Below are 25,496 nucleotides of genomic sequence, written 5' to 3' on the forward strand. Positions count from 1 at the left end.
TACATCCTCCGATTTTCTTTTGCACGCGGCAATTGTTCTCTTTTCAATATAACCTATTTATACACATGTTAGTAGTGCTTCGGGCTGAGTTTTATCCACAATTCGGCAAATCACGCGCAAAAAGAGCCGGTGTTTTCAGCATCCGGCTCTTTACGTGTTTTCTCTTTTTTCTAAGCGAAGGACGAACAGAATTCCTAATAGACACGCCAGCAGCGTACAGCATACATCGATCCAGTCCGGCTTTCCGCCGTTTAAAAAAGAGTTGGTTATTACGGAAACCAGGAGAATGGTTACGGTCACCGCGGCAAGCTTTTTCTTCATCGGCTCCCTCCTTCATCTGACTGTCTTCTGCTTTTACGGTTCAAATTCCTCTATCTCTATGTTCGGTCGGCTTTTTTCTTGCTATATAGCCTTATCATGAGGGTCACAACGATATATACAATCATCATCAATGCCCCGTTACTCACATCAGGGTATCCAATCAACATATTCATTATGACAAAAACAATGGTTATACAAATGACGGACAACAATAAGAAGATACTGAATGATTTCAAATGAACACCTTCTTTCTTGCAGTAACGTTTCATTATAAAAAGCTTACCAAAAGCGGCAAGCTCTTCCGAAATGTTTATACTCTTCAAAACCCACCCATCACCTGCACATCATACAGCTTGAGATGGCTTTTCGGCGTGACGATGTTTTTTAGGTTTGGGATGGTTCGGTCGTTCAGTTTTTTGCCCGTTTTCAGGTCGAAGGATTCGATTTTGGCGGGCTTTTTGTAGCTGTACGTAAACAGATACAGCTTTCCGTTTTGATGCGTCAGCTCTTTGAAGTCGGCTTTCATTCGTGATGCGGGGAGCTTGAAGGCTTTTTTGCTTTGTCCGGTCTCAGGGTTGATGCGGTAGACGGTTCCGAAGCCGTCAACGAAATAGAAGCTGCGCTGCTCCATGAAAAAGCTTTTTTTGAAGCTGAACGGCATGGAGTCATAGATCGTCTGTTCGTCATTTTTATAAGCGGCGATGTCATACGTTTTGATGGCGCCGCTCTTTCTCATAACTTTCACCATTTGATAGATGTGATCTGCTTTTTCCCCTCTGGTGACAAAGCAGACGGCGCTGTCGTCGGCGGCGAGCTGGGATTCGACAGACGTGCCATCTTTATACGTCCATGTCGCGATTGATGTTGTATGGAGCTTTTCTTTATCAGCCTGAATGTCTTGAACGTGATAGCCTTTTTCGTCATCTGTCGGCGTGAGTGCGAAAAGATGATCTTTAAAAAAGCCTGAAGCGCGGATATAGTGCGGAATGACGTCTTGCTTCCACCTGCCGTCAATCTGGCGATACAGCTCTGAGCGATAGCTGCCGCCGCTCTTGTCGTAGCCCGAATTATACAGCGTGTAAAAGCCTTTCGCCCGTTCGATATATCCCGCGCTGTCTCCCGTATGCTGGTACGCTCTTTTATATGTGTGAAGGCCATTTTGAACGGTGTAGATTCCTTTTTTGTCCTCCAGCAGCACGCTGCCGTCATGCACTTTGGCCGACCCGAGCTCAAGCCCCTTCATGTGATAAGAAGAAAGCCGTCCTTTTTCATCGGCGAAGAGGGCATAGCTTTTTCCGCCGCCGAACGTGTCTTGGTCAGCCGCAGTGGAGAAGTACAGCAGCGCCTCTTTATCTTTCAGAAAATCAGGGTCATTTAATGTGTCTCTCGCAACCTCCGCAGGATCTTCCGTGCGGAAATAGAAGAAGCATAAGACCGCTGCGGCGGCGATGATCACTAAGGGTATCCAAATGATTTTTTTCACGTTGTTCTCCTTAGTGAATGGTCAGAATCGTGGCTGTGTAGGACGAGCTTGTGATGTCGCGCGGGTATACGCCTAAGCCGCCATTAGAGTCGATATCAATCCCGGCTTTTAAGAGGAATGCCGACCACAGCAGTTTTGAGCAGTTTTTGGCGCCTTCATGGCCCGTATTTCTGTTATTGACGAAGTTGAAGGAGTACTCATCACCGACTCTTGATACAGCCCAGTCAGCGGCGGCTTGTTTTTGGGCGTCGGTGACTTTCACGGTCTGGACGATTGAATTGTCTTCGACTTCTCTGCCGTTATAAGCAATCTGGCGGACGCCGTCTCCCGGCACGGATTCAACAATTTTATCAGCGGATGAATACATGCCGACATGCCCGTGGTTGTAATAAGCGGTGTATGAGTTCGTGTAATAAATATTGCCTTTTGTGCTTTTCGGAAGTTTTTTGGTTCCTGACGATCCGCCCATCGCAGAGAGCCCTTCTTTGGAAGCGATTACATTTCCCTGCACCTTGTCTGCCGTGATTTCTTGATGAAACTGCTTGAGAATTGCTTCTGTTGAAACGTGCTTCTGTTTGGCAAGCTCTTTGGCGGATTGGAGAACGTCTTGAGGAGTCGTGCCCTGCTGAAGCTCTGCGATTTCTTTTGCGTAGCGGGCTGTTTCTGTTTCTTTTGCTTTTACATTCATACCGGAGAATGACAGAACCATGGTGAATGACAGGGCAAACGGGAGGACGGCTTTGAACAGCTTTTTACACATATTACTTCGCCTCTTTTCTTTGAGTATAATTTTTCCACATTTGTATTATATGACGGAATTGCGATAAAAAAATAGATAATTTACAGATTTTTAAAAATTTTATAACAATATGTAAATCATATGCATAAATCATTTTCAAATATCAGGAAATCCGGTTATCATACAAGAAAGGGGGAGGACATATGAAGGACAGAACGATCGGTTCGATGCGGGTTTCCGCAATGGGGTTAGGGTGCATGGGCATGTCGGAATACTACGGCAGCCAGAGTGAGGAAGAGTCGATTTCCACACTGCATCATGCCGTTCATCTCGGCGTGAATTTGTTTGATACGGCTGATCAATATGGATTGGGTGCAAATGAAGAGCTTGTCGGCAGAGCACTCGCCCCATTCAGAAAGGAGCTTTACCTCGCGACGAAATTCGGTTATGTCCGAAGCGAAAAGGGTGAGTTTATCGAAATTAACGGACGGCCCGATTATGTGAAAAAAGCGTGTGACGCCAGTCTGAAACGCCTTGGGACGGATTATATCGACCTTTACTTTCTGCACCGGGTTGATCCGCGGGTGCCGATTGAAGAAACTGTCGGCGCCATGAAGGAGCTGATAGACGAAGGAAAGGTGAGATATATCGGATTGTCAGAGGCTTCCGCAGAAACGATCAGGCGCGCCGTCCGCATTCACCCGATTGCCGCGCTTCAATCGGAATATTCTTTATGGAGCAGGGAAGCGGAGGAGCATGTGCTGCCCGCCTGCCGTGAGCTCGGCATTTCATTTGTGCCTTACAGTCCGCTCGGCAGAGGTTTTCTTTCCGGAAAGATGACGTCGACCGATCAGCTGGATGCCGATGATTACAGAAGAAGAACGCCGAGATTCCAGGGAGACAATTTGGCGGTGAATATAGGGCTCGTCCAAAAACTTACCGCCATTGCCCGGGAAATGAATATCACTGCTCCTCAGCTTGCGCTCGCATGGGTTCTCGCAAATGGCGATGATCTCATTCCGATCCCGGGCACAAAAAAGAAACACTACTTGGAAGAGAACCTCGCCGCTCTCGACATTGTGCTTCCCGAGGATGTGAAGGCGCGTTTGGATGAGATGTTTCCGATCGGCACCGCGGCCGGCGAGCGTTATCCGGAACACATGATGACATTGTTAGATGAATAACAAAAGAGGCCCATCGTGCGGGCCTCTTTTCATGACAGCTTTTTGCTCATGATGACATCCGTCTCCAGAAATCCGGTCTTCTCATACAGCTTCCGCGCCGTTTCGTTATGAGCGAACACATGGAGAGAAATCTTGCGGACACCCAGGTCTTTGGCTTTGTCCTCCAGCCTTGCGAGCGCCTCTTTTGCATAGCCTTTGCCGCGGAAAGGCGGATGAAGGCCGAAATCATAAATAAACGCGTCCTGCTGCGGGTGGTCCGGATCGGCGTGCAGCCACAGCCAGCCGGCATTTTCCTTTCCGTCCAATGTCAGCGTCCATAAATAGTGATCGGCCGTCTCCAAGCCGTCAGGAAGCAGGTCTTCAAACGCCAGCTCCGCTAATTCCGGCGCTTCGTCAGGCAGCCACGTTCCCGCTTTTACCTTTTCTTCACCGTAATGCTTGGTTGAATGAGCGAGATAGGACTGAAATTCTTGTCCTGTCATCGGCCGCAGCGTGATAGCCATTGAATCACTCCTTACAAAACACGGACTGAAAGCGGGATCATGAAGTATTATCCGAAGGCTCCGTTTTCCGCCGGTTTTATGATTTGTTCGGCTTGTGCCGTTGAACCAGTTTGCGCAAATAATCCAATCGAAATGAGACTTGCCAAGGCTGCTGAGAGTACAATGAATTTACATGTTTTCATTACGAATCCCCTCCGTTAATCTCAAAATTTGGTCATTGGCATCAATTGATTCTTGAAAATACTTCGCCGCCAGTTTGTAATTCTCCTGTTTTTTAAAATGCGCAGCGGCCTGATACGACAAGTCGGAAACGTCACTCCACAGCTCTTTCCTTCTTAACTCGGCGAAAGCTGATGCAAGCGCTTCTTCATTGTTGTCAATAAAGACATGCTGTAAGATGCGCAGCTTTTGGGTGTATACGGGCTCGTTTTTCTCTTCAGCGGCATTCAGCGCTTTATGCAGCCAAAACCGGCCCTCATCCGTCTGTTCCTGTTTCAATAACACTCTGGCCAGCATGTACAGACTCCGCACCGAATACGCTGATTGCAAATGCTCCTTTTGATCGAGAGCCGTTTCAAACTCGACCCGCGCCTCCTCAAGCTTTTCCTGTCTTTCATAGCAAATGCCTGCGTTAAAGTGGGCGAGCGCCTTAATATGCGGATCGCCCGCTTTGGCGGCTTGATGAACCGCCGTCTGCAGGAGCTCTTCGGCTTTCTGGTAGTGAAACAAGTCCATTCTGTTACAGCCGATCACCATTAAACACTGTGCTTCTCTGACCGCGTACATTTCATTGGCTTTGTAGATCTCCAACGCTTTTTCCGCGTGGTTCATCGCAAAGTAGTTTTGGCGGATTTCATAGTAGGCAATCGCCACTTGATAATTAAACTCGGCTCTTTCAATCTCATTCGGTATGTGCCGGAGCCTGCTTTCAGCAATCCGGTAAAAATTAATGGCGTTCATAAACCGTTTACGGTAAAACTCGTGCATTCCGGAAAAGAAATAATAATAGTATTGAATCATCTGGTCTGTTTTTTCTTTATCGGCGTTCAGCTGGATCGTTTTTAAAATGCCGTCTGTTTTCTCATACTCTTCCATCAAAAGCTTATAGCGGGAATCAATTAAATTAAAATAAAGGAGCACCGTTTGATTTTGTGTCATATTTTGCAGATCCGTAAGCAGTTGTTCTCTTAACGCCTCAGCCGATTCGGTGTTGTGCTTTTTGATTTCCTCATACCAGTCACTGATTTTTTTCGCAACTGTTTCGTGGGCCATCACCTCAGCCATCTGTCAGGACACCTCCCTTTCCCATTTTGTGTAATAAATATATCATATTTACAGGTTCAAAAAGAGGGTGGCAGCCCGCTAGTTTCCTCGTGGCAACAAAAAAACCCCCGCAGGTGCGGAGGCGCATATTTTATAACAGTTTTTTTCCTAACAAAGATTCCACCAGCTCGACCGCTGTTTTGCCGGTTTTGTTTTTGTGATCGAGGATCGGGTTGACTTCGACAAATTCAGCTGAAGTGATGATGTCGGCATCATACAGCATTTCCATTGCCAAATGGCTTTCACGGTAGCTGATGCCGCCGACGACAGGCGTGCCTACGCCGGGCGCGTCGCTCGGATCAAGGCCGTCGAGGTCAAGGCTGAGGTGAACGCCGTCACAGTCTGACAAGTAGTCAATGGTTTCTTCAATGACCTTTGTCATGCCGAGGCGGTCAATCTCATGCATCGTATAGACCTTCATGCCTGTTTCCTTAATGTACTCACGCTCGCCTTCATCAAGCGATCTCGCGCCGATGATGACGACGTTCTCCGGCTTGATTTTCGGGGCATACCCGCCCAGATTCACCAGCGTGTCGTGCCCGACGCCGAGGCTGACGGCCAGCGGCATTCCGTGAATATTGCCTGACGGCGATGTTTCCAGCGTGTTTAAGTCGCCGTGCGCGTCGTACCAGATGACGCCGAGCTGTTTATAGTGCTTTGCCGTTCCTGTCAGCGTTCCGATCGCGATGCTGTGATCGCCGCCCAAGACGAGAGGGAACCGCTCATTCTCAATGACGCTGTCCACCTTTTGGGCGAGCTGCTCGTTCCCCGAGAGCACAGAGTTCAGATTTTTCAGCTCTTCATCATTTTTGAGTTTTTCACGATTGACGGGGATGTCGCCTAAGTCTTCCACCGCATACCCCATGTCAGATAACCGTTCAATGAGATGCGCGTAACGGATGGCGCTCGGGCCCATGTCCACTCCGCGTCGTGCTTGTCCTAAATCCATCGGCATTCCAATAACTGAGATATTCTTGTTCATCCGTTTTTCCACCTCAACATGTTGTATGTTGTCCTGTGCGGGTTTCTCAAAGATGACTTGGACACGAAAAGATTTAAAGCTCTATCTGTTTTTCTGACTGCTTATGCTTTTTTACATACAGATGATAGACGATAACGCACACCGCCATGAACGGGATGCCGCAATAAAGGGCGAGCCGCTGTTCTGAATCAAATGCGAGGCTGATCAGAACAACCGTATTTAACGTCAGCCCGATAATAGGCAGCACCGGGTACAGCGGTGTTTTAAACTTCAGGTCTTCCACTTTGCCGCCTTCGCGGATGTATTTCCGTCTGAACATCAGCTGCGACAGGGAAATCGTAATCCAGCCGACCTGCGCGCTTAGTCCGGCTAATGATAAGAGAAACATATAAACGACTTCCGGCGCAGCCACCTTAGACAGCAGGGACAGGCAGGCGACGGCCAGCGTCACGATCAGAGCGTTCATCGGCACGCCGCGTTTATTTATTTTGCCGAGCGATTTAAAGGCTTGTCCTTCGTTCGCCATGGCATATAAGATACGCGTCGATGCAAACAGGCCTGAGTTGGCCACTGAGAGCAGCGCAATTAAGATAACAAAGTTCATAATATCGGCGGCATATGGAATACCGATTTGTTCAAACACCACGACAAACGGGCTTTCGACCACTCCCGCCTGCTTCCACGGAATCATGCCGGCAATGACGATGATGGAGAGAACGAAAAAGACAAGCGTTCTCCATACCGTCTGCCGGATAGAGCGCGGAATCGTTTTCTCGGGATTTTCACTTTCTCCCGCGGCAACCCCGATCAGCTCCGTTCCCTGGAACGCGAAGTTTACGGTAATCATCGTAATAAGCATAGCCTTAATGCCGTTCGGAAACAATCCATCCTCATAAAAATGAGAGAAGAAAGGAGCCTGCTCGCCGTGTTTCATGTCAATCAGGCCGAACATGGCGGCGCCGCCCAAAATAATAAACAGCAGAATGACTAAAATTTTAATACCGGAAAACCAAAATTCCGACTCAGCGAACGCTTTTGTGGTAATGGCGTTCAAAAGAAACATCAGTCCGACAAACACGAGGCACCACACCCATACGGGAACATGCGGAAACCAGCGGAGCATCAATTGTCCCGCAGATAAAAACTCAATGGCGCATGTCACCGCCCAGCCGAGCCAGTACAGCCAGCCGAATGCGAAACCGAAAGCGGGGCTGATGAATTTGGTTGCGTACGTCTGAAACGACCCTGATACGGGAAGGGCAACCGCAAGCTCGCCTAAGCAGAGCATTGTCAAAAACATAATAAAACCGCCGACCAGATAAGACAGAACCGCGCCCAGCGGTCCCGCCTGGTTAATTGTAAATCCGGTACTCAGGAAAAACCCGGTGCCGATCACTCCGCCCAAAGAAATCATAAACAAATGGCGTGATTTCATTGTGCGCTGAAGCTGATTCTCTTTTTGATTTGTATTCACTATTCTGCACCCCTTCAGCAACTTGTATTGGAACCAAGCCGGTGCTTTGAAACCGATTTGCTGTCCAAAGAGCCTCTATTTGTATATGAATGTTATATGAAATTCATTTTCGTACATAAAGATACATTATACTAAAATACTGTCGCCGCGCAAATAGAGTGTGCTGAATTTTTTATTTGTAAATTCCATACAAGCCGAGGGAAAGCATTGCCGTATCAAGGTTTTACGCGTTTTGAAGCACGTTTGTGATCTTTTGGATCGCCCAGTCCAAGTCTTCCTTGGAAATCATTAACGGCGGTGCAAAACGGATCACGGTATCATGTGTTTCTTTGCATAAAAGCCCTTCGCCTTTCAGCTTTTCACAGTACGGGCGGGCCGCTTCTGTCAGTTCAACGCCGATAAACAGGCCGCGACCGCGCACGTCTTTTATGATCGGATTATCGATTTTCTCAAGCTCTTCTTTAAAATAACGGCCAAGCTGAAGGGAACGCTCTGCCAGCCCTTCTTCCTCAAGGACTTCAAGAGATGCGAGCGATACCGCGCAAGCGAGCGGGTTTCCGCCGAATGTCGAGCCGTGGGAACCCGGGTTAAACACACCGAGAATATCACGGTTCGCCGCGATGCACGAAATCGGGAAGACGCCCCCGCCGAGTGCTTTGCCTAAGATGAACATATCCGGTACGATATTTTCCCAGTCAACCGCGAATGTTTTCCCTGTGCGGCCGAGTCCCGTCTGAATTTCATCAGCGATCAGAAGCACATTTTCTTCCTTACAAATGGCGGCCGCTTCTTGTAAAAATCCTTCCGGCGGGATGACGATGCCCGCTTCTCCCTGAATCGGTTCGAATAAGAAAGCGGCTGTGTTCGGCGTAATCGCCCGGCGCAGCGCTTCTGCGTCTCCGTATGGAATTAATTTTATACCCGGAAGCATAGGTCCGAAACCGCGTTTATACTCATCTTCTGAAGAAAGGGATACCGCAAGCATCGTTCTGCCGTGGAAGTTGCCGATACACGCAATGATTTCCGCCTGATTATCCGCTACCCCTTTGACCTCATATGCCCAGCGTCTCGCCGCTTTGACAGCGGATTCAACGGCTTCCGCCCCCGTATTCATCGGCAGAATCATATCTTTTCCGGTCAGCTTGGCTGTTTTCTCATAAAACGGACCGAGCTGATCATTATGGAACGCGCGTGACGTCAGAGTGATTTTATCCGCCTGATCCTTCAGCGCCTGAATGATCTTCGGATGTCTGTGCCCCTGGTTCACCGCAGAATAAGCACTCAGCATATCCATATATTGATTGCCTTCAGGGTCTTTTACCCAAACACCCTGCGCTTCAGAAATAACAATCGGCAGAGGATGATAGTTGTTCGCGCCGTAATGTGAAGTTTGGCTGATAATTTCTTGAGATTTTGTGAAAGCTGACATAATCTGATTCCCCCTTGTTTTGTAATCATTCAACATTAGATCTTGCTTTCCCTTTTTATAAAGCAAGTTCCGTGCCAATCCGAAAAAACGGGATGTTTCGCCAACATTCTTTCTTTTCCCGCAAAATTTTCCGGCAGTTTGCGTGCAAACTTCAGCCAAGCGCAAAATTTTTTTGCGTTTCCCGTTCGATTTATTTTAAAATAATGAATGTTAAGACGATTGAGAGGAGGAATTGACCTGCACACAACCAGCGAATTTTACACACTCGTGTTACAAAGCATTCTGGAAGAGATTGATGTCGGGTTGCATGTGGTGGACGAAAAAGGCAGCACCGTCATTTACAATAAGAAAATGATGCAGATTGAAGATATGGATGAACGGGACGTCCTGCATAAAAACCTGACTGATGTATTTATGTTTTCCAATCAGCAGGACAGTACGCTCGTTCAGGCCCTTCAAGAAGGCAAAACGATTAAAAATGTAAAGCAAAGCTATTTCAATAACAAAGGCCAGGAAATCACGACGATCAACCACACCTTCCCGATTGTGCAAAACGGCGAGATCAAGGGCGCCGTGGAAATCGCCAAGGACGTCACCAAGCTCGAACGGCTGATCAGGGAGAACATGCACAGGAAAGAACAGAACAGCTACACGTTTGACAGTATTCTCGGCAACAGCCCGGTTATTCGGGAAGTCATCGAAAACGCAAAACGGGCAACCCGCACATCATCATCGGTGCTTTTGGCCGGCGAGACGGGAACGGGCAAGGAACTGTTCGCCCAAAGCATTCACAACGGCAGCCAGCGCTCAGGCGCCCCGTTCATCTCACAAAACTGCGCCGCCCTGCCGGATAGCCTGGTCGAAAGTATTTTATTCGGCACGAAAAAAGGCGCCTTTACCGGAGCCATCGACCAGCCCGGCTTATTTGAGCAGGCGCAGGGAGGCACCCTGCTCCTTGATGAGATCAACTCTCTCAATCTCAGCCTGCAGGCAAAACTGCTCCGCGCCCTTCAGGAAAAGAAAATCAGGCGCATCGGATCAGCTCAGGACAAACCGATTGACGTCCGCATCATCGCCACGATGAATGAAGACCCGATCACCGCCATTTCAGAAGAGCGGCTGCGCAAAGATTTATACTACCGCTTAAGCGTTGTCACGCTGATCATTCCCCCGCTCCGGGAGCGCAAGGAGGACATTCTGCCACTGGCCGAAGTCTTTATCCAGAAAAACAATCACCTGTTCCAAATGCATGTCGATTCGATCAGTGACGATGTGCAGCGATTCTTCTTGGAATATGACTGGCCGGGCAACATCCGCGAGCTTGAACATATGATTGAAGGCGCCATGAACTTTATGACGGATGAAACGACGATTACGGCGGCCCACCTGCCTTACCAATACCGGATGAAAATCAAACCGGCTGACACGGAAACCAAAGCCGCCGCAAGCACCCAGCCCGGCACCGATTTAAAAGACAAAATGGAAAACTTCGAAAAATACATGATCGAAAAGATCCTGAGAAAACACGGCAATAACATATCCAAAACGGCAAACGAGCTCGGAATCAGCAGACAGAGCCTGCAATACCGCCTGAAAAAATTCGGTCTGGACCGGATGAAATGAATCCATACAAAAAAAGGCTGAGATGCTCCTCAGCCTTTCGTTTATATCTGATTGGCAAGCCGCTCTCCGGTAAACCAAAAGTTCTCACTCACTGCCAATGTATGTTCCGTATTCTCGACTTGATGCCACCAATGGCGCGGCGCGTAAATGATTTCTCCCGCCTTTTGTCTGAAGCGGATCGGAGACGCCTTTTGCACCAGCGGTTTTTGCTCAATGTCTTTTTCATCAAAGACATTGATATTTCCTTCGTACAAATACGGAGAGTCGTCCGGATGATAGAAGATCCATTCCTTCTCCCCGAAAATGACGCCGTTCCACGCGTGCGTGTTGTTAAAATCCTGATGCAGCGGTGTGCCTGTCTGCTTAGAACCGAGAAAGAACCATTTCCAGTCTCGTCCCGTTTCTTCATCCGCTCTCAATGTGTCTTTTGTAAAATACTCGGGTGCGGAATAGACAAGGTCTAAGTCATTTTGGTTCAGCTGCGTAAAATTCCAGTCACAGTACCATTTGTCATCATTCTGATCAATGTACTCGATATAGTTGGAAAGCTTTACTTGTTTAAACGTTTTGACCCCTTCGATATCTGATTTCCGGATGGTGACCATTCTGTCCCCATAGTGTTCGTCAATGTATTCAAGCGTCCACGGCCTGCATTCCCAGTGATCCATTGCCCCCGTCAAAATAAAAGGTTTCTTATCAGCATACTCGCTTACAAAAAGATCGTACGATAACTCATTGATTGTCAGTCTGTCAATGGTCATATCCATTCCCCTTTTATTCGGCAATCTGCCGTTTTTTTTGTTTGGCGTAACTGTATGGACCTGAAAAGATGGTGACGTTTTGATTCTCAAGCCAGAAAATCTTGTTGAACTTCTCCAGCAGGTTTCTGTCGTGAGAAACGCAGATGATGGTGCCTTGAAACCGCATCAGGCTGTTTTCGAGAATTTCCTGAGATTCAATATCCAAGTGGTTGGTCGGCTCATCCAGGATCAGGACATTCAGCTTTTTTTCCATTAAGATGGACAGCTTCAGCCTGATTCTCTCACCGCCCGACAGGACGGAAAGTTTTTTAAAGACAGACGACCCGTAAAATCCGTACTTGGCCAGCATATTCCGGGCCATGCCCTCTTCAGTCAGCAGATTTTCTTTAAAAAATTGCAGAATCGTCTGACTCGAATCTCCTACATGGCTCTTTTGATCAATGTAGCCTATTTTAAGATTTTCTCCCACTTTAATGGTGCCGTCCGACAGTTCTCTTTCCCCGATGATACAGCGGATCAGCGTTGTTTTGCCGACGCCGTTTCTGCCGACGATGCCGATTCTGTCTTTATGCTTTATGCGCAGGTTCACATTTTGATATAAAAGGGAAGATCCGTTGGTCACCTTTCCGTTTTCAATGAACACAATATCTTTTGAACCGGCGCCCGCTTCCTGAAATGCGTTTTTTAATTTTTGCTCCGTCCGGACCGGCTTATTGATCAGCTCGATTCTTTTCAGCGCCTTTTCCATATTATTCGCGCGTCTGTGCAGGCCGACAGACGGCGGATTTGAGCGGTTGGCCCAATCTCTCAGCTGGGCGATGGATTCCTTCATCTTCTGTATTTTTCTCTGCTGTTCTTCATATTTCTCAAACTGGGCGATGATGAATTCTTCCCGCTTTTTCAAGTATTCGCTGAATCCGTAAGGCCAAATCTTCACCTCGGTATCGTCAATCTCGAGCACCTTCATCGCCGTTTGGTCGGCAAACGTTTTATCGTGGGTCGTAAACAGAATGGTTTTGTTCGATTTTTTAATAAACCCTTCAAGCCACTCAATCGCATGGACATCCAAATGGTTGGTCGGCTCGTCCAGCAGTATAACGTCGTCGTTGCGGATTAAAATTTCGGCAAGGCCGGCTTTTGTTTTTTCGCCGCCGCTCAGCTTTGAAAACGGCTGATCCTTTAATTCGCTGAGGCTGAGCCCGTTGCATACCTCGTCAATCATCGCATGCATCTGGTAGCCGTTGTTCCGCTCAAATGTTTCCGTGTATTGACTGTACTTTTCCAATAAAGCAGTCAGCTCGTCATCACTCATCGGTTCCGAAAGCTTCAGCTCAATTGCTTTCATTTCCTTCTGGATCGCCGCGAGAGCTTCAAATGATTTTTCCAGATATTGATACAACGTCAGATCCTCATGGGGATCAGCGATCTGCTTCAGCAAACCGACCTTCGCCCCTTTGTTGATCGCAATCGTTCCTTCATCTGCCTCAAGCTCTCCGGAAAGCACCCTGAACAGCGTGCTTTTGCCGGAACCGTTCGGCCCGGCCACAAGCACTTTTTCACCTTCATTGATGAAAAAAGAAACTTGTTTGAAAATCGTATCTCCCGCTAAATTTACCGTAAGATTATGAATATTCAGCAACTCACATCATCCCTTTGTCATTCTGGTTCAAAGCTCGACTTTATTCTGGATGGCGACGCTCGCTTTCAGTTTGTAAAAGCTGAGCATCATAAACAGCGACAATAAGATGGATAATACCCCGATTGCGGTCAGCAGCAAAGCTGAATCAAAATAGTCCGTTAAGAATCCGATAAACGGAAAGGCAATGAACATGAAGAGCGAGGTCATCAAACTGATAATGGACAGCAGCGTGGCTCTCGTTCTGGACGGAATCTCATTATTCACCACCTGACTGGATACGGGTTCTATCACATCATAGAGCGCGTTAATGACGACAAAAGCTGCAATCGTCACGTACAGACTGCCCGAAGGTATAAACAGGTAGGCCGCCCCGATGATGCAGAATGTCAGCAGAAGCACGCGCCTCGGCGTGAATTTTTCCGCCGGCTTGGAAGAAAAGATGGAGCACAGCGCCTGCAAGATGGACAGTCCCGCAAAAATAATGGATATATTGCGCACGGACAGCCCTTCCTGACTTAACAAATCTTGTCCGTACATATAAAAAACCGATGTAATCGCAAAGAAAACGGAGAGTGACAGCACCAGATATTTAAAGGCTTTGTTCAGCCTGAAGAAATCTTTGACTTCTTTTAAGATGTCACCGACCGTCTGCGTTTCGTGTTCACTGTTTTCAAATTTGATTTCCGTCAGCTGTGTAATGACCGCCATTGCAATCAGCTGAGTGACAATCCCGGCGATAAACACATACGACCATGATATTTCCTGCAAGTAGCCGCCGATGCCCATGGCGATCGCAAGACCGAGTATGACAAGTCCGTTATAATTTCCGATGGATTTGCCGTACCACTTTTCTTTCCCTTGTTCTTTCAGTGAATCAAACAAAAAGGCATGATCCGTTCCTGATATAAACGTCAGCCCGATACCGTATATAATATGGGCGATGAAGAGGGCGATGAAGTTATGGAAGCTCAGGAACATCACCAAATAGATAATGACCATAAAATGGCCGAGCAAGAGCGATTTTTTTCTCCCGATTCTGTCCGAGATGACGCCGCTCGGCACTTCCGCCAGAAACATCGCCAAATTCAGGACCGATTGCAGGATGCCCACAAGAAACAATGAATAATTCATACTTGTTAAATATAAAATCCAAATTCCCCGTTCGAAAAAGAAGTTTCCGAAAAAACCGGAGAAGTAAAGCAAATTTCGATTCCGCAAATGAATACCCCTTTCCAGCTATCTGCATTTAACATCATGAACAGAAAGGAGCCCGTCAGTCTTTACACTAAAACCCTCTATACATGGATCTTGCAGATACAGACTTTTCCCAAAACAAATTGGGCAATAATGAGTTGTATTCTCGAATAACCCAAAAAGTTCCTTCTTTTTTTCAGATCCTATGGCATCAATGATCGTTTTTTTCTTCTCTGGATCGCTGATGTCGCGGATGAAATATCTGATATAGCTCAGCTCATGCATGTAAGCCGGCAGGAACAAATGGAGCTCAATATCAAACCCGCTTTTATCCATATGGTAATAATCATTGAAATGACTGACGCGGGAGACGGATACGTCCGCTCCGGCCCGCCGAAACAGACCAGCCAGCCTTTCAATGATCTCTCCGTTGGGATAATAATCGGCATAAACGATTCGGATCGGTTCTTCTTTTGTCAAAAGGGGCGGATCTTTCTGCGGTGTCCTCCCGCTTTCCCATATACCGATCAGTGAATCAGTCGGTGTGATGATATGCCCCAAATCCCCGGCCAGCTTTTGTTTATCAAAATAATGCTGAATGAAAGTTCTCAGCATGTCGTCCTTTACCTTGAAGGTAAATAACATCGGCAAATGATTTTCTTTAAAATCAGCATACTGCCGATACCTCATGTTTGAATGATGAAACTGGGTGTGGCAGGTCACGTCCGTTTGATTCGCTTCGTACAGCCCGATGCTTTTTTCCAGATCAACATTCAAAATAAATTGGATGGTCTGAACCGTGCGGTGATCCGCGGGCGTCATTTTATATTGCGGATTCCGCTCAAATTCCAGCCCCTTCTCAAACGTGCGCTTGAATCGGTACGGGCCGTTTTCCGGCACATCGCCCCCGGCGGTCCCCGGAATCAGAAAGCTGCTCTGCAAAACGGCTTCTATTTCATCAGACGGCTCGTCCAAGGTGACTTCAAAGCGTTTTTCGCCTTTTACGTTCACCCCGAGCTGATCGGATGAGACGAGGCCTTTTACATACGGAACGGCCTGTTTTATGTTCAGGAAACTGCCGAGATGGGGGCTTTGATTTTCTTTCGTCAGATGATAGATGATCGTTTGAACCACACCCTCGGCGTCACCTAAATAGTCCGGGTGAATGTCCACCTGACAGGTGCGGGGATCTTTGCGGATGATCCGGCAGTTATAGCCGTCCTGCAGGCTTTCATACATAATGCTGCAAATCATCTTGCTTGTGTAATCCTGCGTATCTAATGGGTTCAAGCGTATCGGGCTTGTGTCGATTTCTATTTTTAGAGGGTCGCCCGGTTTTCTCGCCGTACGATGCATCGTCTTCATAAAGCGCTTTCCTTTTGAGAAAGCTTCGTTTCTGTAATATGAAGGCCGTCAAAGTCCAGGCCGATGCGGGTATTCAGGGATTTCGGGCTTCCGCCTGCAAGGTATGTGATAATGTCATGAGACATAAACGAGGATATAATACCGTTTGTCGCTCCTAAGGAACCTTTGATCGGTTCATCGGGGTAACAGTTCAGAAGTCCGGCCGGCATGTTTTTTTCATAGGTGACGCCGGATTGATAGGATTCAGGCGTGAGCAGAGGCCCCCATTGGCCGCTGAAGCTGCCGACACCCCCGGTCATAAACGCGATATTCCGCTCCTTACAATACCGGTAAACCCATTCAGAAATGTTATGGGGTTTGTCAGCGGCATTTATGACGATATCAATTTCATACGGATCTAACACACGCAGGTCCTGCGGCTGTGTAATTTCCTTATGGTAAAGTGCTGCGTCCGCATTGGGATTGATACCCGCAATATAATCTCTGCATTCTGAGATCTTTAATTTGCCTACAGAAGATTTATTATAGACGAATTGTCTGTTCAGGTTATGTACTGATACGGCATCGAAATCAATGAGAATAAAATGCTGCAAGCCCGCCGCCAAAAGGTTTTGAAGAATGATCGTTCCGACGCCCCCCAGACCCACGATCGCTGCCCTGCTGCCGTCTAATCTCTTTTGGATCAGATTGGGGTTTTGGTTGTATTTCTCAAAATGGTACAGCTGCTTTTCAGTGATGCGGCCTTCACGGCCGTTTTGCCATGGCTCTATTAAAGCATCCAATTTCATTAACGCATCGAAAAACTGGTTTCCCGCTTCCTCTCCCAGAAGATCAGAAAGCTCTTGTTTTTCACAGCCGATGGTCAGCCGTTCAACCGCCTCTTTGATCTCACTCGTATGCGCAAGCTTAATCGCCTTTCGATATTGAATGATAATATGCGCCGTGTAGGTCAGCACCTGCACGCTGTCTTTAAACTTCCAGCGCTTACAGTCCGTTGACATCATGACATACCCCCTGAAAGATAATAACTCCCCAATGAGGGGAGTCACGGCTTTACTAGCAACGATGCACCAAGCTTGCTGTTTCTGTATCAAGATCAAGTTCTTCAATCTTCATCAGTACACACCCCCTTTACCAATAACTAGATATTATCACCAATATTGGAAAAGGACAAGTTATTTTTTGAAAATTTAGAATTTATATATAAATTGTGATATTTCTTCCTTCTTCCCGGTTTATCCCGGCAGCCGGATGATGAACACGGAGCCTTTTCCCTGCTCACTTTTCACTTCAATTGTTCCGTTATGGCTGTCGATAATGGTTTTTGTAATGGCAAGACCCAGCCCCGCGCCGCCGGATTGACGGGATCGGGAGGTTTCCGCCCTGTAAAACCGGTCAAACAAATGAGGCACATGCTCCGGAGCGATTCCCGTTCCGTTATCCGCAATCATAAGCATGATTCCTCCGTCTTTCTGCAGGGAGACGGTGATGACACCTGTGTCTTCATCCGTATGCTGCACCGCATTGTAAAAGAGGTTGAGAATGACCTGCTTCATTTTGTCTTTGTCAAAAACGGCTTCTATCTTTTGATCGACAAAGAACTCGAGCTTCCGGTTTCTCCCGAGCAGCTTCAGCTGAGCCTCCATTTCCAAAATGACGTCTCCCAATGCGCCTTTTTTCATTTCAAAGCTCGGCACCCGGTCAATCTTCGCGAGAAACAGAAGATCCTCTATCAGCTTATTCGCCCTGGCGGATTCCGCGTACATGCTTTGAAGCGCTTTTTCTTTCTGCTCCGGCTTCTCCGCCGCTCCGCGCATTAACATTTCGATAAAGCCGTGAATGGAGGTAAGCGGCGTTTTCAGCTCATGTGATGCGTCTGATACAAACTGCCGGATGCGCTCCTTCGCTTCTTTTTCCGCCTGAAAAGAGGTTTCAATCCGTTCCAGCATCTGATTGATGGAGATGCCCAGCGACTCAATTTCTGTCTGCCTTTTATCAATCGGCAGCCGTTTATCGAGACTGCCGGCATGAATGTCACCCATCATACGCACAATGCGGGACAGCGGCTTGAGTGTGAGCCGGATCACTGGCAAGAAAACAAACAGTCCGATGACCAAAGCCGCAAAGGAAAGCACCGCGAAAATGCTGATCTGGCGGAAAAGCGAATCATTCAAAGGCTGGGTCAGCCTGCTCATCTGCACAACTCCCGCCTGCCTTCCGTCAACAGAAATCGCCTGAAACACGACGATGATTTCCTGACCTGACTTATTGTGAGCCACCTGATAGTGAAGCGCCATGGTATCTGTCAGCGCATCCCTGTACACTTTTTTCGGGAAAGAAGGAGCGGCCCCCGCGTGCGGGTCTTCTGATAAAACAGACATCTTGTATGATTGATTGATAAAAGCAACCGTCACCCCGGGGTAAATCAAATTCGGATGAGCCGGTGTTTCGGAACGGGCAAGGGTTTTGATGGACCTCCATACGCTTTGATCCATTGAATTGATATCACTCTGAATGCTGATCGCCTGATTTTCATACATCGTCCGTGTCATAAACATGTACTGAGTGCCGCCGATGAAACATAACAGCAAAGCCAAAATCGCCAGTGACCTGAACAGGAGCTGGAACCGCAGGGTTCTGTACAGCCGTTTCATGCCAGATCCACCCTGTACCCGGCGCCCCGAATCGTGCGAATCACCTTGTGTTCTTTGTCCTTCAGCTTTTCGCGCAAAGAACGGATGTACACCTCGACGATATTGTCTTCCCCGAGGACCGTTCCGTAATGAAGCCCCATCGTTAAAGAATCAATGAGTGCAGACTCGCCGTCTGCACTCAGCTTGATGCCTTTCAACTTTTCCATGATGCAGTCTCTCCTTAGATGTATCAGCCTGTTTTTATTTTTTTCGCTTCCCCTTCTATTATTCGCTTTTATCTGAAACAAAACGGAATCTAAGCTGAATTGGTGAAAGTAAACGCTGAAAACGGAGCCATCTGCAAATAAAAATCATTATCTGCCGCTTCAATTCAGCAGCACCAGTCTGTTTCAATCACAAAGTTCTAAGTTCATGTCTACCTTTTTTTCAAATATATCCATTTTTAACTGAACGTGTTGTGACCCGCGTTCAGTTCTTTTTTATGGCTTCTGAAAAACGGCATAAAAAAAGCGCCCTGAAAAAGGACGTTTGATATGACATGTTTCATGTTCTTAAATTCTGCATTCTAAAATAATTCTTCCTTCACATTCACCTTCAATTTCATTCAATACGATGATTACATCAGCCGTTTTCACGTGTTTCACCTCCCGTTTTCATAATAGTATAATATTAACAAATGAATCAATAAAAAACAGCCCGGATGTCCGGGCTGTTTTTTTATTTCTGTAATCGATCCGCTTCTGTCAGTTTGACTTCCGCTGTTTTTTTCTTTCCCGAACGGTAGAACGTGATGTTCACACGGTCACCGATCTTTTTGCGATACAGGCGCTCACGGAGATCCACAACGTCATTGACCTTATGTCCGTCGAACCCGGTGATTACGTCAAGCTTTTTCAAACCCGCTTTTCCGGCCGGTGAAAACGCGTCGACACCCATAATGACCGCCCCGGTTTTAACGCCTTTCGGAAGTTTCAGCGTCTGGCTCCAATGGTAGCTCGCAATATCCGTTAAGGATTTCATCTCAATACCGAGGAAAGGCCGTCTGACTTCTCCGTATTTTTCTAAATCCTGAATAACGGGAATGACAAGCTTTGACGGGATGGACAGGCCGATCCCTTCAACGGCGGATTCAGCGATCTTCATTGAGTTGATGCCGACCACCTTGCCCGATATATCCATCAAAGCGCCGCCGCTGTTGCCGGGGTTAATCGCGGCATCGGTCTGCAGCACTTCCGCATTCCAATCCGGCTGTCCGTCGCCGTTTGAGTCAACGGGCACCGCCCTTTCCGTGCCTGAAATGATCCCCTGTGTCACTGATCCCGCAAATTCAAGCCCAAGCGGATTTCCGATCGCAATGACCGGTTCTCCGACTTTGACCTGATCGGAATTGCCGAACTGGGCGGCCGATTTGATTTTATCAGATTTCACCTTCAGCACAGCGAGATCCATCAGACTGTCGCTCCCGATCAGCTCAGCAGGCACGCGTGAGCCATCCTTCAGGCTGATCTCAATCTCAGTCGCACCTTCAATGACATGGTGATTGGTTACGATATAAGAAGTGTTTCCGTTCTTTTTGTAAATGACGCCCGACCCGCTTCCCGCTTCGCCGCCCTCTCCCCAAATATCGGTCTTTTGGATATTGAGAACGCCGACTACCGAATCTGATACACGGCTGACCATATTCGTGACAGCGTCATTGACATTTACGTTGACTGTTTTCACCTGTTCGCTGCCGAGACGCTGGCTGGTGCTTTTGCTGTTTTCTCCATGATCTCCGCCTGTCCAGTACGGCAGCAGGAAAGCCATGAGCGCGGCCCCGACGATGACGCCGATCAGACTTGATAGAAAGTACCCTCTCTTGCTGCGGCGGGGCTGTTCGGAGGCGTACTGTTCATCATCGCGATTATAATCCACCCTATCTCAAATCCTTTCAAGAGTACTCGATTTGCTTATAGTGTGGGTCAGATCGCGGATTAATAATCATGATTCATTTGGAAAAATTACACGGCGCACAGCGGCGTCGGGATTTTCGGATCGGTATCAAATAACTGAAACGTTTCCCCGGCGACAAATCCTTTCGCAGCCAATGTCTGCTGCACGGACATTCTCGCCAGTTCCTTCATATTGTTGTCTTGGCTCAGATGCGCCAAATAGATGCGCGATGTGCCGTCACCGATGACATCAGTCATGGCGAGCGCCGCGTCTTCATTGGAGACGTGGCCGACATCGCTTAAAATCCGCCGCTTAATGCTCCATGGGTATCTGCCCATTTGCAGCATGCCGACATCATGGTTGCTTTCAAACACAAACACATTGGCCGAACGGATAATGCCTTTCATTCTGTCGCTCACATACCCGGTGTCCGTCATCAGTGCGAGCTTTCTGCCTTGGTAGTGGAAAACATAAAACATCGGCTCGGCCGCGTCATGAGAGACGCCGAATGACTCAACATCAAGCCCGCCGAAGGATTTCACGCTTTCCATCGGGAACAGAAACTTTTGTCCGGTATCCAGCTTGCCGATCTGATTCTCCATCGCTTTCCACGTCTTTTCATTGGCGTAGACGGGAAGACCGTACTTTCTCGCAATGACGCCGAGCCCTTTAATATGGTCGCTGTGCTCGTGAGTGACAAAGATGCCGTCGACGTCGTCTATCTTGCGGCCGATTTTCTCCATCAGCCCGTCCATCGCTTTACCGCTCAGGCCGGCATCCACCAGAAAAGAGTGCTCCTCTGTCTCCAGATAAAACGCGTTTCCGGTACTCCCGCTCGCAAGCACGCTAAATTGCAAGCCCATTGTGTCTCACTCCATTATTTATTTTGATTGTTATCAATGACTGTGCTTTCCAATGCATTCACAGTGTACGTTTGCTGTGTCTTTTTCTTCGTCCCTTTTGACTTATCTTCAATTGTAATTCTCCATACCGGCGCCAGCACCTGCGTACTTGTCAGCGGATATTGGGCAATATAGCCGAACTTAACGCTTTTAACGGCGCAATTCGCTTTTAAGTAATTTTGAGAATACAATAATTCGACCGCATCAAGCTCAGGAATCAGGCTCTCCGTCTGGATTCGCTTGAATGACTCCAGCATGGTCTGCTCGTAAGATACGACCTCGTTTTTATCGTTCAGATGCAGAATCACCTGTCCGATCGCATCCGTGGACGAGTCAAAATCCTGATAAATCAACTGGCCGTCATACATCTGGTAAAAAATGATCTGTTTTTTATCCTTGTCGACTTTCCACAGTTTATATTTTTCACCGCCGGTTATTTTAGAGCTGACGAGCGATTCCGCATCCTCTTGCGGTTTTTGCTTCGATAAACCGACCGGATCGGTAAATTTCATTTTCAGTGTGGTAACCTTGTGATCATCCGCCGGCATCTCCATTAAAGGCTTTTGATCTTTCAAAGCATCAATATCTTCGGCGGTAAATACCTTTTGGCCCGCCGTCAGCCGGTAGCCCGTCGCGGAATCAGAAGACAGGTTGCCGAAAGTGATATGATCCATCTCCATGTCTTTTTCCACATTTGAATTTTTAATCACTTCGTATTCACTGCTCGAGCGTTTTTCAAAAAACTGATAGCCGAGAAAAATATCGAGGATGAGGAAGGCAATGATGAAGATCGTTTTTGTCTTATTCCACTCCATTATCGTCCTCCTCCTTCCCCAGCAGATCTTTCGTAATCGGGACGATCTTCCCGTTGATTTTCATACTCCAGACGGGTTCCAGTTCAACGAGATCATTCGTTGATGAAGAGACCATTTGATAGGACAGGAAGATCTGGTCGATTTTATTCACGTCGTATTTATCCTGCTGCTCAAGCAGAGACACAACCTCATTGCCGTTCATCATTTTTACGTCTTTTGTTTTAATCGGATTCGGTCCGAGAACATAGTTCGGCCGCTTGTAGCTGAGAACCTCGTCATTGGCCCATTGCAGGGTCAAAACAGGTCCGGATCCGAAAGGCTTAGACGTGCTGTTAATCACAGGCATTTGGTCTTTAAACATGTAGAAACTCAGCTGCTGGTTATCACTCACATTGAAAAATTGATAATGATCCGTCCAGCTTCCCGTATCCTCTAAATATTTATAGCTTTTCTTAATCAGCTCCCCTGTTTGATAAGAAGCGCTTTGTGCCAGGTTCCGATGCTGGAATTGAATCTGCCGCTGTGTCGAATTGATTTCCAGACGGCTGATTCCGTCAGTCAGCACATTCCGATTGTAATTCGGGTCTTCTCTGACCGTGCTCGGATCATTAAAAAGCGTCTGCTTAAACAGGTTCGTCTTAATGGTTTCAGTGATAAATTCTTTTTCCTTCATATTAAACCGCGCATTCGGCATGAGAAATTCTTTGCTTTTTCCGACCGAATAGAGGTGGTATAACGGCATACTCGACTTTTTGCTGTACAGCTCATTCATCAGATTGCGGTAATTCGCCGATTCCACAGTCACTTCCAAAATCAGCTGCTTGCTGTATGAGACCATGTAAATCTTCTTATTTGTCTTATTCTCATTAAACGGAATGACAATATGGTCAAATGAGCTGTATTCCATTGACGGATTCGACCATTTAAACATCGATTGGAAGAAATCAATCGGAATGGTGTCATTGAATTGCAGATCGAGCTTTGCCGAATTGCCGTTTCTGCCGTAAAGCCAATTTTTAAAACCGAGCTTGTCGTATTGATCGGAAATATCCTTCATCCCTTTTACTTCCCATTGCGGCAAATCCGCCCACAGGTCATTAAAGAGCGTCTCATCATCCACTTTATAATGAGAGCCGTTTGTATGAATAAACATATCCCGGGGTTTTACCGTTTGCGACACTTTTTGGCTCGTTTTATCAATTTTATGCTTTTCCCGGACAGTCGATTTGGTAGAGGCCGTGCCTTCTGAAAAATTGGGCTGGAATGTCCAAATTCCCCATGTTAAAACAAGACTAATGACGACCAGCACTGACAGTATGACTGTTTTTATATTTTCACGCCTCATCCCAATCATCCTCTTGCTCTTCTTTATATGGAAGAGTAAATGTAATCTTCGTTCCTTTGCCTTCTACACTGTCGGCCCAAATGTCTCCGCCGTGCGCCTGAACCATCTCTTTTGCAATCGCAAGGCCGAGCCCGGTGCCGCCGAGTTTTCTCGTGCGCGCTTTATCCACTCTGTAGAAACGGTCAAAGACTTTTTCCACATCTTTTTTCGGAATGCCGATACCTTCATCTTTTACGCTGATATAAAGCAGCTCTTCTTTCTCATTCACATCGACTGAGAAAGTGACATGTCCGCCTTCCGGTGAGTATTTCAGTGCGTTAGAAATGATATTATCGAGAACCTGCGTCACTTTATCCTGATCAATCTCCACGTACAGATTTCTGTCCGGAAGCTCGCGGATAAATTCGACATGCTGTTCTTTTGTCATTTCAAAACGATCGATAATCAGTGACATAAAGCGGATCATATGAATCCACTCCCGATTAAACTGATAATCTTTGCTGTCGAATTTAGAAAGCTGAAGCAGGTCGTTCACCAATCTGATCATGCGCTCAGTCTCATTTTGGGTCACCATTAGGAAACGCGGAGCGATATCTTTATTTTCCCACGCGCCTTCTGCAAGCGCCTCTAAATAGCTTCGCATGGTCGTCAGCGGTGTCCGCAGCTCATGAGACACGTTGGCAACGAACTCTCTGCGTTCCCGATCGAGTTTTTCCTGTTCGGTGACATCATAAAGAACCGCGATTAAACCGTCGATTTTTCCGTGCTCTCTCTGAATAACGGAAAAATTCACCCGCAGTACAGTCGTTTCATCGTCACGTTCGATCTCCAGCAGCATGGAATCCTGCTGTTCTACTAAATCCTCAAATGTAAAGTTCTCTTTTATGCCTAATAAAGACGTAATCGGCATCTCTAAAGCCGTTTCACGTGAAACATTCAGCAGCTCAAGCGCAGGGCTGTTTAAAAGAATAATAGCTCCATTGCGATTCGTAGCGATGACACCGTCCGTCATATACGCGATAACGGAAGAAAGCTTTCTTCTCTCCCCTTCCGTCATGGCTTGGGCATCTTCAAGCTCTCTCGTCAGATGGTTGAACGTCGTTGCGAGCTGACCGATTTCATCATGCCCGTATTTCCGCACCTTTCTGGAGAAATTCCCTTTTGCCAGTTCCATCGCCTGCTTACGCATATCCGACAGCGGATGGGTAATGGTGCGGGCGAGAAATATACCGAGAAGAGCCGTCAGAACAAGGGCTAAGCCTGTTCCTGAAGCAAGAATCGAGTTGACGGTTTTCATCTGGTTAAAGGTATCTTCCATACTGGCCACGACATATATCGCGCCGACAACTTCCTGATTCTCTGTGACGACAGGTTTTGCTGAAATCAGCACTCTGTTTTTGCTTTTAGGATCATAATATTTTTTTGAATAGGCCTGTTTTGTTGAGAAAATCCGTTTAAAAATCGGGTCAGTCGTCTGTTTCCCCGCTATTTCCTCGCCATAAGGCCTCGAAGAACCGACGACCTCATAGCTTTTATCAACAAATGTAATCTCCCGTATTTCATTGTTTTTCGTAAAATCATTCAAAATCCGTTTGACGTCATCTTTAATGACGGTGCTGTCATTATCTCCTTTATATTCCTGCTCAATATAATAGGATAGATTGTCAATGCGCTGATTTAACGATAATTCATAGGACTTGAGAAGAGAATTCTCCACCTGTTTCACAAAGTACACGCCGATAATCTGCATGGCGATGATAATGAGAAGCACATAGATCAGCGTGATCTTAAATTGAATCGACCGAAAAAAACCAACCTTATTCATCGC

Annotated in this window: 23 protein-coding genes; 2 read left to right on the forward strand and 21 right to left on the reverse strand. The window is 47.1% G+C overall.

Annotation, left to right across the window (positions count from 1 at the left end; genetic code table 11):
* Positions 1–150 precede the first annotated feature (150 nt).
* The 3 genes from ACKTRM_RS18900 to ACKTRM_RS18910 form a co-directional block, all read right to left on the reverse strand.
* Positions 151–321: a hypothetical protein gene (locus ACKTRM_RS18900; RefSeq protein ID WP_004393146.1), complete on the reverse strand. Its 171-nt coding sequence runs from the start codon at positions 319–321 to the stop codon at positions 151–153.
* 319 nt (positions 322–640) lie between these two features.
* On the reverse strand, positions 641–1,804 hold the full coding sequence (locus ACKTRM_RS18905; protein ID WP_012118880.1) for a hypothetical protein: 1,164 nt from the start codon (positions 1,802–1,804) through the stop codon (positions 641–643).
* A gap of 10 nt (positions 1,805–1,814) precedes the next feature.
* Positions 1,815–2,564, reverse strand: coding sequence for a YiiX/YebB-like N1pC/P60 family cysteine hydrolase (locus tag ACKTRM_RS18910; RefSeq protein ID WP_012118881.1), 750 nt, complete (start codon positions 2,562–2,564; stop codon positions 1,815–1,817).
* A 182-nt stretch (positions 2,565–2,746) separates the two neighbouring features.
* Here ACKTRM_RS18910 and ACKTRM_RS18915 point away from each other — a divergent pair, with 182 nt between their 5' ends.
* A complete protein-coding gene (locus ACKTRM_RS18915; RefSeq protein WP_012118882.1) occupies positions 2,747–3,727 on the forward strand; it encodes an aldo/keto reductase in 981 nt (326 codons plus the stop codon).
* Positions 3,728–3,756: 29 nt separating this feature from the next.
* Here the strand turns inward: ACKTRM_RS18915 and ACKTRM_RS18920 are convergent, their stop codons facing one another.
* The 6 genes from ACKTRM_RS18920 to ACKTRM_RS18945 form a co-directional block, all read right to left on the reverse strand.
* Complete coding sequence (locus ACKTRM_RS18920) at positions 3,757–4,230, reverse strand: GNAT family N-acetyltransferase (RefSeq protein WP_012118883.1); 474 nt, start codon at positions 4,228–4,230, stop codon at positions 3,757–3,759.
* A 47-nt stretch (positions 4,231–4,277) separates the two neighbouring features.
* Positions 4,278–4,412, reverse strand: coding sequence for a hypothetical protein (locus ACKTRM_RS18925; RefSeq protein ID WP_007407881.1), 135 nt, complete (start codon positions 4,410–4,412; stop codon positions 4,278–4,280).
* Positions 4,399–5,514, reverse strand: a complete 1,116-nt coding sequence (locus tag ACKTRM_RS18930; RefSeq protein WP_012118884.1) for an aspartate phosphatase — start codon at positions 5,512–5,514, stop codon at positions 4,399–4,401. Before ACKTRM_RS18930 ends, ACKTRM_RS18925 begins: the two co-directional genes overlap by 14 nt.
* Before the next feature lie 130 nt (positions 5,515–5,644).
* Positions 5,645–6,535 (reverse strand): arginase, encoded by an 891-nt coding sequence (gene rocF, locus ACKTRM_RS18935; RefSeq protein ID WP_007407883.1) that lies wholly within the window; start codon positions 6,533–6,535, stop codon positions 5,645–5,647.
* Between the two features lie 73 nt (positions 6,536–6,608).
* A complete protein-coding gene (locus tag ACKTRM_RS18940) occupies positions 6,609–8,009 on the reverse strand; it encodes an amino acid permease (RefSeq protein ID WP_012118885.1) in 1,401 nt (466 codons plus the stop codon).
* Between the two features lie 223 nt (positions 8,010–8,232).
* A complete protein-coding gene (locus ACKTRM_RS18945) occupies positions 8,233–9,438 on the reverse strand; it encodes an ornithine--oxo-acid transaminase (RefSeq protein ID WP_004393130.1) in 1,206 nt (401 codons plus the stop codon).
* Between the two features lie 207 nt (positions 9,439–9,645).
* Between ACKTRM_RS18945 and ACKTRM_RS18950 the strand changes: the two genes are divergently transcribed.
* Positions 9,646–11,061, forward strand: a complete 1,416-nt coding sequence (locus ACKTRM_RS18950) for a sigma-54 interaction domain-containing protein (RefSeq protein WP_015418605.1) — start codon at positions 9,646–9,648, stop codon at positions 11,059–11,061.
* Between the two features lie 41 nt (positions 11,062–11,102).
* On the opposite strand, the gene ACKTRM_RS18955 is transcribed toward ACKTRM_RS18950, so the two are convergent.
* The 12 genes from ACKTRM_RS18955 to walK all read right to left on the reverse strand — a co-directional run bounded on the left by ACKTRM_RS18955 (position 11,103) and on the right by walK (position 25,493).
* Positions 11,103–11,822: a cupin-like domain-containing protein gene (locus ACKTRM_RS18955; RefSeq protein WP_007407887.1), complete on the reverse strand. Its 720-nt coding sequence runs from the start codon at positions 11,820–11,822 to the stop codon at positions 11,103–11,105.
* A gap of 13 nt (positions 11,823–11,835) precedes the next feature.
* Entirely contained in the window at positions 11,836–13,461 is a 1,626-nt protein-coding gene (locus tag ACKTRM_RS18960) for an ABC-F family ATP-binding cassette domain-containing protein (protein WP_012118886.1), read from the reverse strand.
* A 27-nt stretch (positions 13,462–13,488) separates the two neighbouring features.
* Positions 13,489–14,679, reverse strand: coding sequence for an MFS transporter (locus tag ACKTRM_RS18965; protein WP_012118887.1), 1,191 nt, complete (start codon positions 14,677–14,679; stop codon positions 13,489–13,491).
* 18 nt (positions 14,680–14,697) lie between these two features.
* On the reverse strand, positions 14,698–16,020 hold the full coding sequence (locus tag ACKTRM_RS18970; RefSeq protein WP_012118888.1) for an ABC transporter substrate-binding protein: 1,323 nt from the start codon (positions 16,018–16,020) through the stop codon (positions 14,698–14,700).
* Positions 16,017–17,024: a ThiF family adenylyltransferase gene (locus tag ACKTRM_RS18975; RefSeq protein WP_023357221.1), complete on the reverse strand. Its 1,008-nt coding sequence runs from the start codon at positions 17,022–17,024 to the stop codon at positions 16,017–16,019. The genes ACKTRM_RS18970 and ACKTRM_RS18975 overlap by 4 nt, the downstream gene beginning before the upstream one ends.
* A 231-nt stretch (positions 17,025–17,255) precedes the next feature.
* A complete protein-coding gene (locus ACKTRM_RS18980) occupies positions 17,256–18,674 on the reverse strand; it encodes a sensor histidine kinase (protein WP_012118890.1) in 1,419 nt (472 codons plus the stop codon).
* Positions 18,671–18,880, reverse strand: coding sequence for a winged helix-turn-helix domain-containing protein (locus ACKTRM_RS18985; RefSeq protein ID WP_012118891.1), 210 nt, complete (start codon positions 18,878–18,880; stop codon positions 18,671–18,673). Before ACKTRM_RS18985 ends, ACKTRM_RS18980 begins: the two co-directional genes overlap by 4 nt.
* A gap of 511 nt (positions 18,881–19,391) precedes the next feature.
* Entirely contained in the window at positions 19,392–20,588 is a 1,197-nt protein-coding gene (locus ACKTRM_RS18990) for a S1C family serine protease (RefSeq protein WP_012118892.1), read from the reverse strand.
* A gap of 86 nt (positions 20,589–20,674) precedes the next feature.
* The gene (locus tag ACKTRM_RS18995; RefSeq protein ID WP_007407895.1) at positions 20,675–21,469 is read right to left on the reverse strand and encodes an MBL fold metallo-hydrolase; all 795 of its coding nucleotides are present in this window, start codon (positions 21,467–21,469) and stop codon (positions 20,675–20,677) included.
* A gap of 14 nt (positions 21,470–21,483) precedes the next feature.
* A complete protein-coding gene (locus ACKTRM_RS19000; protein WP_012118893.1) occupies positions 21,484–22,323 on the reverse strand; it encodes a two-component system regulatory protein YycI in 840 nt (279 codons plus the stop codon).
* Positions 22,310–23,668, reverse strand: coding sequence for a two-component system activity regulator YycH (yycH, locus tag ACKTRM_RS19005; protein WP_004393107.1), 1,359 nt, complete (start codon positions 23,666–23,668; stop codon positions 22,310–22,312). The genes ACKTRM_RS19000 and yycH overlap by 14 nt, the downstream gene beginning before the upstream one ends.
* Positions 23,658–25,493 carry a cell wall metabolism sensor histidine kinase WalK gene (gene walK / locus ACKTRM_RS19010; protein ID WP_004393106.1) on the reverse strand — a complete coding sequence of 612 codons (1,836 nt, stop codon included), beginning with the start codon at positions 25,491–25,493 and terminating at the stop codon, positions 23,658–23,660. Before walK ends, yycH begins: the two co-directional genes overlap by 11 nt.
* Positions 25,494–25,496 lie beyond the last annotated feature (3 nt).

The organism is Bacillus sp. D7-8 (assembly GCF_052055895.1).
In the GTDB taxonomy this organism is placed as follows: Bacteria; Bacillota; Bacilli; order Bacillales; family Bacillaceae; genus Bacillus; species Bacillus velezensis.

Coding starts and splice junctions, on each gene's coding strand:
- ACKTRM_RS18900 (WP_004393146.1), bottom strand. CDS start 321: ATGAAGAAAAAGCTTGCCGCGGTGACCGTAACCATTCTCCTGGTTTCC.
- ACKTRM_RS18910 (WP_012118881.1), bottom strand. CDS start 2,564: ATGTGTAAAAAGCTGTTCAAAGCCGTCCTCCCGTTTGCCCTGTCATTC.
- ACKTRM_RS18915 (WP_012118882.1), top strand. CDS start 2,747: ATGAAGGACAGAACGATCGGTTCGATGCGGGTTTCCGCAATGGGGTTA.
- ACKTRM_RS18920 (WP_012118883.1), bottom strand. CDS start 4,230: ATGGCTATCACGCTGCGGCCGATGACAGGACAAGAATTTCAGTCCTAT.
- ACKTRM_RS18925 (WP_007407881.1), bottom strand. CDS start 4,412: ATGAAAACATGTAAATTCATTGTACTCTCAGCAGCCTTGGCAAGTCTC.
- ACKTRM_RS18930 (WP_012118884.1), bottom strand. CDS start 5,514: ATGGCTGAGGTGATGGCCCACGAAACAGTTGCGAAAAAAATCAGTGAC.
- rocF (WP_007407883.1), bottom strand. CDS start 6,535: ATGAACAAGAATATCTCAGTTATTGGAATGCCGATGGATTTAGGACAA.
- ACKTRM_RS18945 (WP_004393130.1), bottom strand. CDS start 9,438: ATGTCAGCTTTCACAAAATCTCAAGAAATTATCAGCCAAACTTCACAT.
- ACKTRM_RS18950 (WP_015418605.1), top strand. CDS start 9,646: ATGTTAAGACGATTGAGAGGAGGAATTGACCTGCACACAACCAGCGAA.
- ACKTRM_RS18955 (WP_007407887.1), bottom strand. CDS start 11,822: ATGACCATTGACAGACTGACAATCAATGAGTTATCGTACGATCTTTTT.
- ACKTRM_RS18970 (WP_012118888.1), bottom strand. CDS start 16,020: ATGAAGACGATGCATCGTACGGCGAGAAAACCGGGCGACCCTCTAAAA.
- ACKTRM_RS18975 (WP_023357221.1), bottom strand. CDS start 17,024: ATGATGTCAACGGACTGTAAGCGCTGGAAGTTTAAAGACAGCGTGCAG.
- ACKTRM_RS18980 (WP_012118890.1), bottom strand. CDS start 18,674: ATGAAACGGCTGTACAGAACCCTGCGGTTCCAGCTCCTGTTCAGGTCA.
- ACKTRM_RS18985 (WP_012118891.1), bottom strand. CDS start 18,880: ATGGAAAAGTTGAAAGGCATCAAGCTGAGTGCAGACGGCGAGTCTGCA.
- ACKTRM_RS18995 (WP_007407895.1), bottom strand. CDS start 21,469: ATGGGCTTGCAATTTAGCGTGCTTGCGAGCGGGAGTACCGGAAACGCG.
- ACKTRM_RS19000 (WP_012118893.1), bottom strand. CDS start 22,323: ATGGAGTGGAATAAGACAAAAACGATCTTCATCATTGCCTTCCTCATC.
- yycH (WP_004393107.1), bottom strand. CDS start 23,668: ATGAGGCGTGAAAATATAAAAACAGTCATACTGTCAGTGCTGGTCGTC.
- walK (WP_004393106.1), bottom strand. CDS start 25,493: ATGAATAAGGTTGGTTTTTTTCGGTCGATTCAATTTAAGATCACGCTG.